The sequence below is a fragment of the Balneatrix alpica DSM 16621 genome (assembly GCF_000619885.1).
GTDB classification, from domain to species: Bacteria; Pseudomonadota; Gammaproteobacteria; order Pseudomonadales; family Balneatricaceae; genus Balneatrix; species Balneatrix alpica.
In genome coordinates this window covers 151,293-163,396 of the sequence record NZ_JHUZ01000006.1, presented here as the reverse complement: position 1 = coordinate 163,396, position 12,104 = coordinate 151,293, and the positions used below count along the sequence as shown (strand labels likewise).

8 protein-coding genes are annotated in these 12,104 nt (G+C 57.3%); 5 read left to right on the top strand and 3 right to left on the bottom strand.

Annotated elements, in window-relative coordinates:
• Window positions 1–2: 2 nt before the first annotated feature.
• Both Q334_RS0101250 and ybaK read left to right on the top strand, forming a co-directional pair.
• Window positions 3–1,451 (top strand): TrkH family potassium uptake protein, encoded by a 1,449-nt coding sequence (locus Q334_RS0101250; protein WP_027311622.1) that lies wholly within the window; start codon window positions 3–5, stop codon window positions 1,449–1,451.
• Window positions 1,451–1,918 (top strand): Cys-tRNA(Pro) deacylase, encoded by a 468-nt coding sequence (gene ybaK / locus Q334_RS0101245; RefSeq protein WP_027311621.1) that lies wholly within the window; start codon window positions 1,451–1,453, stop codon window positions 1,916–1,918. Before Q334_RS0101250 ends, ybaK begins: the two co-directional genes overlap by 1 nt.
• Before the next feature lie 53 nt (window positions 1,919–1,971).
• On the opposite strand, the gene Q334_RS0101240 is transcribed toward ybaK, so the two are convergent.
• Window positions 1,972–2,607: a LysE family translocator gene (locus Q334_RS0101240; RefSeq protein WP_035460480.1), complete on the bottom strand. Its 636-nt coding sequence runs from the start codon at window positions 2,605–2,607 to the stop codon at window positions 1,972–1,974.
• 354 nt (window positions 2,608–2,961) lie between these two features.
• On the opposite strand from Q334_RS0101240, the gene glyQ reads away from it, so the two are divergent.
• The 3 genes from glyQ (at window position 2,962) to Q334_RS0101225 (ending at window position 6,398) form a co-directional block, all read left to right on the top strand.
• Window positions 2,962–3,915 (top strand): glycine--tRNA ligase subunit alpha, encoded by a 954-nt coding sequence (gene glyQ, locus Q334_RS0101235; RefSeq protein WP_027311619.1) that lies wholly within the window; start codon window positions 2,962–2,964, stop codon window positions 3,913–3,915.
• Between the two features lie 2 nt (window positions 3,916–3,917).
• Window positions 3,918–5,966 carry a glycine--tRNA ligase subunit beta gene (gene glyS, locus Q334_RS0101230; protein WP_027311618.1) on the top strand — a complete coding sequence of 683 codons (2,049 nt, stop codon included), beginning with the start codon at window positions 3,918–3,920 and terminating at the stop codon, window positions 5,964–5,966.
• Window positions 5,967–6,161: 195 nt separating this feature from the next.
• On the top strand, window positions 6,162–6,398 hold the full coding sequence (locus Q334_RS0101225; protein ID WP_027311617.1) for a TIGR02647 family protein: 237 nt from the start codon (window positions 6,162–6,164) through the stop codon (window positions 6,396–6,398).
• 50 nt (window positions 6,399–6,448) lie between these two features.
• On the opposite strand, the gene Q334_RS0101220 is transcribed toward Q334_RS0101225, so the two are convergent.
• On the bottom strand, window positions 6,449–10,195 hold the full coding sequence (locus Q334_RS0101220; protein ID WP_027311616.1) for a translocation/assembly module TamB domain-containing protein: 3,747 nt from the start codon (window positions 10,193–10,195) through the stop codon (window positions 6,449–6,451).
• Window positions 10,195–11,979 carry an autotransporter assembly complex protein TamA gene (locus Q334_RS0101215; protein WP_081414286.1) on the bottom strand — a complete coding sequence of 595 codons (1,785 nt, stop codon included), beginning with the start codon at window positions 11,977–11,979 and terminating at the stop codon, window positions 10,195–10,197. Before Q334_RS0101215 ends, Q334_RS0101220 begins: the two co-directional genes overlap by 1 nt.
• Window positions 11,980–12,104 lie beyond the last annotated feature (125 nt).

The following is a 12,104-nucleotide window of genomic DNA, read 5'->3' as shown; positions in this document are numbered from 1 at the left end:
CTATGCATTGGCGAATCATTCTGCGTATTCTCGGCATCCTGTTGATGCTGTTCAGCTTCACCATGCTGCCCCCCATGGTGGTGTCCGCCTTTGCGGGTGACCAGACCCATTCCCCCTTTCTCTACGGCTTTTTGATTACCCTGCTCACCGGCTTCTTTAGCTGGCTGCCTGTGGCCCGGGTGAGAGGCGAGCTGCGCACCCGTGATGGCTTCGTGATCACCGTGCTGTTCTGGTTGGTACTGGGGGTATTCGGTGCCATTCCCCTGGCGCTGTCAGTGACCCCTCATCTTTCTATTACCGATGCCGTATTTGAGTCCCTCTCGGGTCTCACCACCACCGGCGCCACGGTGATCACCGGTATTGATGAACTACCTGCCTCAATTCTGTTTTACCGCCAACAACTGCAATGGTTAGGCGGCATGGGGATCATCGTGTTAGCCGTCGCTATTCTGCCAATGCTCGGCATCGGCGGAATGCAGCTGTACCGCGCCGAGGCGCCAGGGCCGGTAAAAGACACCAAACTCACCCCGCGCATCACTGAAACAGCCAAAACCCTGTGGCTAATCTATCTGTACCTGACCATTGCCTGTGCGCTGGCATTCTGGGCGGCAGGGATGAGCTTTTTCGATGCCATCGGCCATAGCTTTTCCACCGTTGCCATTGGCGGCTTCTCTACCCACGATGCCAGCATCGGCTACTTCGATAGCCCCCTGATTGAAGCCATCTGCGTGGTTTTTATGATCATTTCTGCCGCCAACTTCAGCCTGCATTTCGTAGCCTGGCGCAATCGTAGCCTCAAACACTATCTGCAGGACTCCGAGTTCAAATTCTTTATTTTCCTGCTGGTGGTGATCAGTGCCATTACCGTCTTTGTGCTCACCATTTCCAAAACCTATCCGCCGCTAGAAGCCTTCCGCCGCGGCGTGTTCGAAGTGGTATCGGTAGCCACCACCACCGGCTTTGCCACCGCTGACTTTGCCCACTGGCCCAGCCTGCTGCCCTTTATGCTGTTTGTCGCCGCCTTTGCCGGAGGCTGCGCCGGCTCGACCGGGGGCGGGATGAAGGTGATCCGGGTACTGATTATTCTTAAGCAGGGCCTACGGGAGATTCATCGACTGATCCACCCTAATGCCGTCATGCAGATCAAATTGGGACGGAACCCCATCTCCGACCGAGTGGTTGAAGCGGTATGGGGCTTTTTCTCCGTTTATATGATTGTGTTTGTCTTGCTACTGCTGGCTTTGCTCGCCACCGGCCTGGATCAGGTCACCGCCTGGTCCGCTGTCGGCGCCACCCTCAATAACCTGGGCCCAGGCCTGGGGCAAGTATCCGCTCACTTTGGTGATATTCCGGCGGTGGCAAAGTGGATTCTCTGCGTCTCCATGATTTTAGGGCGCTTAGAAGTCTTCACCCTGCTGGTACTCTTCACTCCGATGTTCTGGAGGCATTGATGACCCCAGCAATCAAAAGCATGGAACAAGCCAAACTGAGCTTTAGCATCCATAGCTACGAGCATGACCCCAAGGCGCCGGCATATGGCTTGGAAGCCGCAGAGAAGCTCGGTCTATCGCCTGAGCAGGTATTTAAGACCCTGATTATCAAGGTGGACGCCAAGCAACTGGCGGTGGCGGTGATTCCGGTGGCGAAACAACTGGATTTAAAGGCGGCTGCAGCGGCATTGAAGGGCAAGAAAGCAGAGATGGCCCCCGTGCCCGAGGCCGAGCGCGCCACCGGCTATATCGTCGGTGGCATCAGCCCACTGGGGCAGAAGAAGCGTCTCCCCCTGCTACTCGATCATAGCGCCCTGACACAAGATAAAATCTATATCAGCGCCGGCCGGCGTGGCTTAGAGATCGCCCTGGCCGCTAACGATTTACTCAAGCTAAGTGCCGGGCAGGCCGCTGCACTGACACGTTAATGCACAGCGTTATAACCGCTCCCTGCCCGTACGTATCTGCCAACCCACCTGCCTTACACTGAACTGCCGGCAATCTTCACCCCCAGCAGAATCAGAATGCCGCCCATAATCCGCTCAAACCAGTGCCCCAGGCGCTTAAACCAGCCGCGCACCCGTGCACCGCTGAACAACAGAGACACCAGGATAAACCACAGGGTCGTGGCCACCGCCATGTAGATACCGTAAGCCAACTGTACCTCCAGCGGAGTAGTGGGGGAGATCACCGCGGTAAACAGCGACAGGAAAAACAGCGTCGCCTTGGGGTTCAGACCATTGGTTAAAAAGCCACTAAACCAGGCCTGGCGAGCACTCGGTAAGGTCTGTTGTTGAGCCTGTTGCAAGGCATCCAGATTCTGCGGACGGGCCCGCAAGGCCTTATAGCCCACATAGATCAGGTAGGCGGCAGCCGCGTATTTCATCAGATTAAACAGCAGCACCGATTGCGACACGATCACCCCTATCCCCAGCAGGGAATAGGCCACATGCAGCATGATCGCCATCCCCACCCCCACACTGCTGATAATGGCAACCCGCCGGCCATATTGAATACTCTGGCGCAAGATCAAGGCAAAGTCCGGTCCTGGACTCGCCACCGCCAACAGATGAATCCCAGCAATAATCAGCCATTCAGACCAATATAATTCCCACATCAGCCATCCTCCTTTTTGCAGGACAACAGCAATACGCCGGTTAACCAAGAAGATCAAGCCTTTCCCTTGCGCTCAGCAGGACTCCCAGCTAACCCCCATTCAACCCACAACTTATCCACATAAAAACGCTGTCATTCTCAGCTTAATACCTTGATTTTATTGGGATACAGCGCAAAACACTGTATCCATATCCAAAGCTGTGTATGAATCCAGGTAGATGAAATGGTTGTGGATAACAATCCACATAAGCACCTGACTCGTCCGCTGCACGACCGTTTCGCAATCAGGATTTTCGCCGCACTTGTTGTATACTTGGCCCACTTTTTTTGCCGAACCTGTTTGGATGGTGATTCCGTGAGCAACCCTGCCACCCCTGATATCAGTACTTTCCAGGGCCTGATTCTGGCCCTGCAGCAGTACTGGGCCGACCAAGGCTGTGTAATTGTTCAGCCCCTCGATATGGAAGTCGGTGCCGGTACCTTCCACCCTGCCACCTTCCTGCGCTCCATTGGCCCTGAAACCTGGCGCTCTGCCTATGTGCAACCCAGCCGCCGCCCCACCGATGGTCGTTACGGGGAAAACCCCAACCGCCTGCAGCACTATTATCAGTTCCAGGTGGTGATGAAGCCTTCCCCCAGCAACCTGCAAGAGCTGTACTTGGGCTCCCTGCGTGCCCTGGGCCTGGATACCCAGATCCACGATGTACGCTTTGTCGAAGACAACTGGGAATCCCCCACCCTGGGCGCCTGGGGTCTCGGTTGGGAAGTCTGGTTGAACGGTATGGAAGTCACCCAGTTCACCTATTTCCAACAAGCAGGTGGCCTAGAGTGCTACCCGGTAACCGGTGAGATCACTTATGGTCTGGAGCGTCTGGCCATGTATCTGCAGGGCGTTGACTCCGTCTACGACCTGATCTGGTGTCGCTACCCGGATGGCAATGTGGTGACCTACGGCGATGTGTTCCATCAAAACGAGGTGGAGATGTCCACCTACAACTTTGAACACGCCGACGTACCTACCCTGTTCCGCAACTTTGATCACTACGAAGCAGAGTGCACCAAACTGCTGGAGGCCAAGCTGCCCCTGCCAGCCTATGAAATGGTGCTGAAGGCCTCCCATACCTTCAACCTGCTGGATGCCCGCCATGCCATCTCCGTCACCGAGCGCCAGCGCTATATCCTGCGCGTCCGTACCCTGGCGCGGAACGTGGCCCATGCCTACTTCCATGCACGCCGTGCCCTGGGCTTCCCCCTGGCCGAGCCCAGCATTCGTGATGAAGTTCTAGCCCAATACACTGAGGAGGCCTAAGCGTGGCAGCCCTGGATTTTCTAGTTGAGTTGGGAACCGAAGAACTCCCACCTAAAGCCCTCAAGACTCTGAGTGACGCCTTTACCCAAGGGATTGTGGAAGGTCTGGCCCAGGCCGGCATCCCCCATGGCGAAGTAAAAGCCTATGCTGCTCCCCGTCGCCTGGCAGTGTTGATCCGCCAGTTAGCCACCGCCCAGCCTGATCGCCAGGTCGAGAAACGTGGCCCCGCCACCAGCGCACCGGAAAAAGCGGTAGAGGGCTTTGCCCGCTCCTGCGGTGCCACGGTAGCAGAGCTGGAGCAAGTCGATACCGGCAAAGGCTTCTATTACATTTACCGCAGCCTGGAACAGGGCAAGGCCAGCGCCAGCCTGCTACCCGAGATTGTGCAAACCTCACTGGATAAACTGCCGATTCCCAAGCGCATGCGCTGGGGAGCCTCCCGGGTTGAATTCGTACGTCCCGTGCAATGGCTGGTGATGCTGTTAGGTGATGAAGTGGTACCCGCCAGTATTCTGGGCCTGCAAGCTGGTCGCCATAGTCGTGGCCATCGCTTCCATCATCCTGAACAAGTTGAAATCACTCAGCCTGGGGCTTATCAGCAAAGCCTGCGTGCCGCCTATGTGATGGCGGATTTTGACGAACGTAAAGAGCTGATTCGTCAGCAAGTACTGGCTGAAGCCGCCAAGGTACAGGGTCAGGCAAAAATGGATGAGGCCCTGTTGGAGGAAGTCACAGCCCTCAACGAGTGGCCCGTGGCCCTAATGGGCCGCTTCGAAGAGCACTTCCTGCAAGTCCCCGCCGAAGCCCTGATCTCCACCATGGAAGGCAACCAGAAGTATTTCCCGCTGCTTGATCCTAACGGCAAGCTGCTGCCTTACTTCATCACCATCGCCAACCTGGAGTCCAAAGACCCCGCCCAGGTGATTGCCGGTAACGAAAAGGTCGTGCGTCCGCGCCTGACCGATGCGGCCTTCTTCTTCGAAACAGACAAGAAGCAGCCTTTGGCAGCCAGCCAGGAAAAACTGGAATCCATCGTCTTCCAGAAAGACCTCGGTACCCTGGCCGACAAGAGCAAACGTGTCGCGGCAGTGGCCCGTCAGTTAAGTGAGCAATTAGGAGGCAACCCCGACTGGGCCGAGCGCGCCGCCCTGCTGGCCAAGTGTGACCTGGTCAGCAACATGGTGCTGGAATTCCCCGAACTGCAGGGCCTGATGGGCTACCACTATGCCCTGCACGATGGCGAAGCGGAAGAAGTGGCCCTGGCTCAGAACGAGCAGTACATGCCGCGCTTTGCCGGTGACCAGCTACCCAGCAGCCTGACCGGGGCTACCCTGGCCATTGCTGATCGTCTGGATACCCTGACCGGCCTATTTGGCATTAATCAGCCCCCCACCGGTTCCAAAGATCCTTTCGCCCTGCGCCGTGCCGCCCTGGGTGTGCTGCGTATCCTGGTGGAGAAAGAGCTGGATGTCGACCTGCGCCAGTTACTGCAATTCGCCGCCAGCCAGCACCCCAACCTGCCCGCCGCGGATGGTCTGGCTGACACCGTGCTGGACTTTATGCTGGAGCGCTTCCGCGCCTGGTTTGAAGACGACGGCATTGCCGCTGAAGTCTATCTGGCGGTGCTGGCGGTGCGTCCCACTCGTCCGCTCGACTTTGTCCGCCGGGTGAAGGCAGTGAACAGCTTCCGCCAACTGGCTGCTGCTGAATCCCTGGCCGCCGCCAACAAGAGGGTTTCCAACCTGTTGTCCAAGCAAGAAGGTGAGGGCAGTAGTGAAGTTAATCCCGCCCTGTTGCAGGAAGCAGCCGAAAAAGCGCTTTACGCTCAGCTGCAACAGCTGGCCACCAGCGTGCAACCGCTGTTTGCCAAGGCGGATTACAGCGCAGCCTTAGCTGAACTGGCCACTCTGCGTGAAGCCGTCGACAGCTTCTTTGAAGATGTGATGGTGATGAGTGATGACCTGGCCCTGCGCACTAACCGCCTGGCACTGCTGGCGCAACTGCGTCAGTTGTTCCTGCAGGTGGCGGATATTTCTGCCCTGAACGGCTAAACCGCCTGCTTGGCACGATAAACAAGCCCGCTTCGGCGGGCTTGTTTATCGTGCCCCCGCTTGTGCTGCTCAGCTTTTAACCCAGGGGCTGATCCTGGGCAAAGGGCAGGCTGAGTTTGCAGCAGAGTGCGATGGGCTATGCTAGGCTCAATAGCAACAGTAGCCCTGTAGGCTACTCGGTGTGCAGGAGGACCTATGCCACTTAGCTCTGAACTCGTTGATGAAATCCGTATTCTGGCGCAATACCGTCTGGACTCAGATCATGTCGGGCTGAAAGTGCATCACGATGCCGAACCCGCCCTGATTAACGCCACTCAACGCCTGTTTGAAAAGGGCCTGATTTCCCAAGCCGATGGTGGCTACCTCACCGATTTAGGCCGTGATGCCGCTGAGCATGCTCAGGATCTGTTATTTATTCTGCGCTCTAAATAGCTGCGCCGACGCAGCATAGTCATGCTAAAGCCGGGCAAATGCCCGGCTCCTTACTTTTCAATACTGTAAAAAACGTCGGCACCGCTGGCATTGGTGCCTGTTTGGGATTCAAAACTGATGTTGTCGGTCAGTTTATAGCGAATCAAAAACTGACTGGCGGGTTCCAGTAAGCCCACCCCGTATTTGATATACAGCTGCGGCGACAGGTATTTACCAATAAAGAAAGCCGCTTCTCCCAGGCCTTCACCGCCATCAAAACCCAGCTCATCCACATTCAAGTTAGTCGCTATTTTCTGGGTAATGGAGTTGCCACCCTTCATGGTCAGGGCCATCGCCGCCCGCAGCAGCATGCTTTGCTCAGCACCACTGGAGGTGCCTGGCGCCCGTCCCAGCAGCAGATAAGAGAGGATACTGGCATCCGGCATACTGGGCTGCGAAATCAGCTTCAGACTGGGCTGACGTAGCGTGCCACTTACCAGTGCCCCCACTTCAACCTGTTCCACCTGACGCAAAGCCCGAATATCGAGTCCAGGGTTATCGAGGGGCCCGCCGGTATACACCAGCCCCCCCCGGCTAATAGAGAGCTTCTGCCCATAGAGTTCGTATTCACCACTGGCCACCTCAATGGTGCCAGTACCCCGGGGCCCACGACCCCGCTCGCGAACTTCCAACTCCCCCTGCAAACGCCCATTAAAGCCAAAGGCGTCCACCCAGACCTGATCCCCCAAACGCAAACGGATCTCGACATCCAAACGGCTGCTCTCGCCCCGCACCTCAGGGGTGGAGCCATCCACAATCACCGTATCGCTGGAGGAGGTGGTGGCGCTGCTGAGATCCGGTGGACTGATCATCGCCTTGGGAATCAGCAGCTCACCGCGCACCAGGGTTAACTGCGGTTGCCAGTCCAGGCGCAGGTTAGGGCTGATCCAAGCTTGAATATCCTGGGTAGCGTAGGCCTGGAAGTCCTCTCCCTGCAGCGTCAACCACCCCCGACTGGCTTGTGGCTCTAACTCCCCATGCAGGCGTACCAGCCCCTGTCCAGAGCGGGCCTGCCCCTGCAACTGCAAGGTGGCGGAACCCGGTGTCACTGGCGCTAAAGTCAAACCTAGCTCCTGCAATACCAAGCCCGCTTGAGGGATTTCCAATAACCCCTGATAAAGCCCCAGCTGCCCTTGGATGAGGGGCGCCTGTAGACGTCCTGCCAATTGCAGATCCGCGGCCAGATAGCCTTGCTTGATCTGTACCTGGGGTGCTAATACCGATACCAGCCCCAAATCATCCAGCCGGGCCAGCACTTCACCCTGGAGTTTGGCTTCCCGGCTCAGACCTTTAACACTGAAGGTGGCATTCAGATTACCGCCCACATCCGGCAACTTAAGCGCCAGCTGTGCATCAACATTGTCCTGACTGCCCTGCACACTCAGCCGGGTTTGCGCCAGGGCAACCTGCAGCTTGGGGTCGGTCAGCTTAAAGCGACTCGGACTGAGTTGTAGTTGAGCCTGATAGCGGGGAGCCTGGCCTGCCTGCTGCTGCAAATCCGCCGTCATACTCAATTCGCCCTCAATGGCGGTCGAGCCGGGCAAATATGGACTGAGCAAGCTCAATGGCAGGGCGCTTAAACCCAGTTTGGCCTGACTGCCCTCGGCGACAGACCATTGCCCTTCCAGGCACAGCCGCGCAGCGGAGGCAGGTCGCAAGGGGAGCAAGCACAGGGGCTGCTGTAATCCGGCTTGGGCAGCACTGGCCTTGATTGTCACCGCCTGTGCCAACGACCATTGCCCCATATCCGCACTCTGCAACTGCCATTGCTGCAACTGTCCCTGCCACTGTTGTTGTTGCCAACCACCCGTAGCATGCAACTGCGTGGTTAAGGGTTCCCCCTGCAGCATCAGCTTAATTTGATGCTGCTCCAGGGTACCCTGCATATCCAAACTAAGTTGTTGCCAGCGCTCGCCTGCCAAAATCAGCTTATTGGCCACCAATTGCACATTAGCCGGTTGCCCAGGGCGCATATCGAGAGCGACATTGGCACTCAGCTGCTGTAACTGCTGACCGCTGATCACCAGCTTCTGTCCATCCACCTGCGCCTGCAGATGAGGGGCCTGTTGGCTGCCGGTCAGCTTGCCTGAAGCCTGCAACTGTCCCGCCATCTGCGGTAATACCTTAGCTAACGAGGGTGCCTGGAGCTGCCACTGCAATGCCCACTGCTGCTCCAAACGACCATGGGCCGCCAATTTAGTCTGCCCCAGGGCAAGGTCAAGCTGCTCAATCCTGAGGCCACCAGGGTGATAGTGCAGTAAACCACGACCACTAAGCGGCTGTTTCTGCCATTCCCCCTGTAACTCCACGATCTCCAGACTCGCCTCGACGCCCTCAGTTGCCAGCTTACCCTGGGTCAGCAAGCGCCCCCCCAGGGTGCCGGATAACTCCGGCCAGTGCTTGCCAGGTTGCAGCTGGCTCAGCTCCAACTGTTGCTGCCATGCCAGTTGCGGTTGCCAGCTGACACTGCCACGGGATTGCAGCTGCCCCCCCAGGGTATCGACTTGCAATTGCATCCTGTTCAGCCCGCTCGTGTCCCCTTGCCCCTGCCAACTGAGCTTGGCCTCTGGCAAGTCAGTCGCCGCCACGACCGCCTCCAGAGAGGCCTCAAATTGCTGCAGGCTACCCGTCAGCTGCCAACGTCCACTGGCGCTGCGGTACAACGGCTCGGCCAGGGGATAGCCCAACTGTTGCCACTGCCCCTGTAATTGCAGCTGTGGCTCAGTATCCAAGCCCTGTAGCTGTCCCTGCGCCAGTAAACGGGCAGGGGAGTCCGCCAGGGTCACTAACAGCTGTTGCAGTTGCAGTTGCTGGCTATCTCCCTGTAATTCGACCTGCAGCTGGCTCGGCCCCACTTCCGGCAGGATGGCCTGGGCCTGCAGTTCCGCCTGGTACTGGTGCAGATCACCTTCCGCCAGCAATTTCAGCTGTGCCTGGGACTCGGCCAACTGCGGAGCCAACTTGGCCCAGTCCAGCTCTTGCAGGCTGGCGTTGACTTGCCAACTGGGCTCAGCCAAGGGGTGATAAAGCTGTAGCCATAAACTGGCCTGAGCCAAGCCCTCGAGTTGCTGGCTAAGGGTTAACTGTTGCGCCAAGGTACCTTGCAGCTGACCATGTCCCTGTAATTGACCTTGTGCGGCTAAATCCAGCTGCCAGCTTAGTTGCGCCTGCAGGGGATAGTCCTGCCAGGGTTGTAACTCGGCCTGTAACTGCGCTTGCAGGGGAGGGTAGTCCAGCTGCAGTTGCTGGATCAGTAAACCCTGTTGATCGAAGGCCGCGCGCAGCTGCGCGGAACGCAAATAGAGCGGCTGCGCCGCCGCGGGGTACAGGGTGACTTCGGCCAATTGCAGCCGCTGTAAATCGAGGCGCAGGGGTAACTGGATCGCTGGCAACGTCAGGGGCGTGTCCGGCTCCGCAGCCGGACTATCCGCCAGCTGCAGCCTTGCTCCACGCAGGCTTATTTCGTCAATGCGAACTTGGCCATAGAGTAATTGCCAGGGTTGCCAGCTGACGATCAGCTCGTCAATTTCCCCCTCCACCTCTGGACGCTGCAGCTGCAATTGCCGCAACACCAAACGACCCAGCAGATGTCCCTCGACCTCAGCTGCCTGCACTCCTTCGCTTGCCGCCCACACCAAGATTTGCTGCGCACCGCTACGGCTGCCCAACAACCAGCCCAATGCCAGCACCGATATCAACACTAAGCAGAGTAGCAAGATGGCCAGGCGCTTACTCCAGCGCCCTAATAGTCCTTTCATCACAGATCTGGCCCTAAGGAGAAGTGAATACGGAAGGCTTTATCGTCATTGAGGGGTTTAGCCAGATCAATCCGCACCGGCCCCACCGGAGACTGCCAGCGCAATCCCAGACCCACCCCGGTACTGATCGCCTCCGTCGGCTGATTGAAGGCATTACCGGCATCAATAAAACTGGCCAGGCTCCAGCTATCGTTAAAGCGATAATCCACCTCGGCACTCAATACCGCCTTGTATTTACCGCCAATGACCTTGCCGCTGGCACTGGTAGGGCCAAGGGATTTATAGCCATACCCCCGCACACTGTTATCGCCACCGGCAAAGAAACGTAAAGATGAAGGAATTTTGTCAAAGTCCCCAGCCCAGGATCCCCCCAGTTCTGCCCGGCTGAGTAAACGCCAACGCTCTCCCAGACTCAGCACATGCTTACCACTGGCTTTAATCTGCACAAAGTGGGTATCCGATAGCAGCCCTTCCGCAGCAGCCCGCGCCTCTAGACTAAAGCGATAGCCCTCACGGGGATTAAGACGATCATCCGTTTCCAAGGTACTGAAGCTGGCGTAGGGCAACAGCAGCTGGGTATCCAGGCTTTGCTCATCTAAACGATAGCTTTCACGCTGCCAATCAATGCCATATTTACGTTGCCAAGCACCACTTTGTCGCTGCCAACCGGCACCCAGAACATAGGCTTGGCTATCCGTAGTAAGGGAGTTTTCCGTGTTGATGGCTGCTTTTATCTGAAACTGGTCTTGAACCGGGTTAGAGCCAGGAATGCCATAGCTGATCGCTACATCATTCTTCACCTGGGACAACCGTGCCTGGATATCGAGGGTATGGCCATAGGAGTTTAGCCAGCGTCTTTTCTGATCAAAGCGCAACCGCGCTCCGGTATCGGTACCGTAGCCCACACCAAAACGATAGCTGGTGCGTTTATTCGGCTCCAACACTACCTGCACCGGCACCTGTTGCTGGTTTGCCTCTGCCCAGAGCGGTTGCACCTCGACCCGGCTAAAGTAATCGGTATCCACTAAGGCGGTCTGTAACTCCAACAAACGCTTGGTCGATACCGGTGCCTGCTGAGGGAACTGCACATAACGATGTAGCAGCTCCTGACGGATAGGCGTTTCGCTAAAGCGTACTTCGCCAATACGATAACGCGCCCCAGTATCCAGCACGAGCTGGACGCTAGCTCGATACTGGAGCAGATCCACCTCCAGCCGCTGCTCGACGAAGCGGGCATCATAGTAGCCACGCTCCGCCGCTAACGAGGTCAGGGTCGCCTTGAGCTGATCATAATCGGCATGGAGTAAAGGCTGACCAGGTTGCAGCGGGTGCTCGGCCAACACTTTGCGAAAGTTCACATCCTCCGCAGCTTCCCCGATCACCCGAATATCCACCTCAGCCAAGGTAATACGCGGCCCTGGATCAATGCGGTAGCGAGCTAGCCAATGATCGCCTTCCAGTTCCAGAATGGCGTCAACCTGCACCTGGTAATAGCCATAAGGTGCCAACGCGGCGGCAATTTCTTTGCTCGCCTGACGGTGTAAAAAGCCCAAACGGCTGGCGGTCGGGGCTGTCTCTTTAGGTAAGCGAGCCAGACTCAGAAACTGACGCACATTATCCAGCTGCTCACCCTTGACGCCCTGAATACTGACCCGCACCGGCAGGCTGGGCTGCTCAGCAGCAGCTGCTACCCCTCCATCATGGCTCTCGGCCAGGGCCAGCCCAGGCAGCAACCAGGCTAACCCTGCGCTTAGTATCCATCCTGTGAGTCTGTGTCGTTTCACTGACTTTCCTCATTCCATCCATCTCGCTGCAACGATCCAACGGATGGCAGCGCTTGCCTAAGCATACCTTGGCCAGCCAAGGCTTCGAAGCCAAAAGCCCAACCAAAGCCGCCTTTTCTGTGACA

What these genes read in the sequence shown, in the direction of transcription:
- Q334_RS0101250 (WP_027311622.1), top strand. Translation starts at nt 3, where the DNA reads ATGCATTGGCGAATCATTCTGCGTATTCTCGGCATCCTGTTGATGCTG.
- ybaK (WP_027311621.1), top strand. Translation starts at nt 1,451, where the DNA reads ATGACCCCAGCAATCAAAAGCATGGAACAAGCCAAACTGAGCTTTAGC.
- Q334_RS0101240 (WP_035460480.1), bottom strand. Translation starts at nt 2,607, where the DNA reads ATGTGGGAATTATATTGGTCTGAATGGCTGATTATTGCTGGGATTCAT.
- Q334_RS0101225 (WP_027311617.1), top strand. Translation starts at nt 6,162, where the DNA reads ATGCCACTTAGCTCTGAACTCGTTGATGAAATCCGTATTCTGGCGCAA.
- Q334_RS0101220 (WP_027311616.1), bottom strand. Translation starts at nt 10,195, where the DNA reads ATGAAAGGACTATTAGGGCGCTGGAGTAAGCGCCTGGCCATCTTGCTA.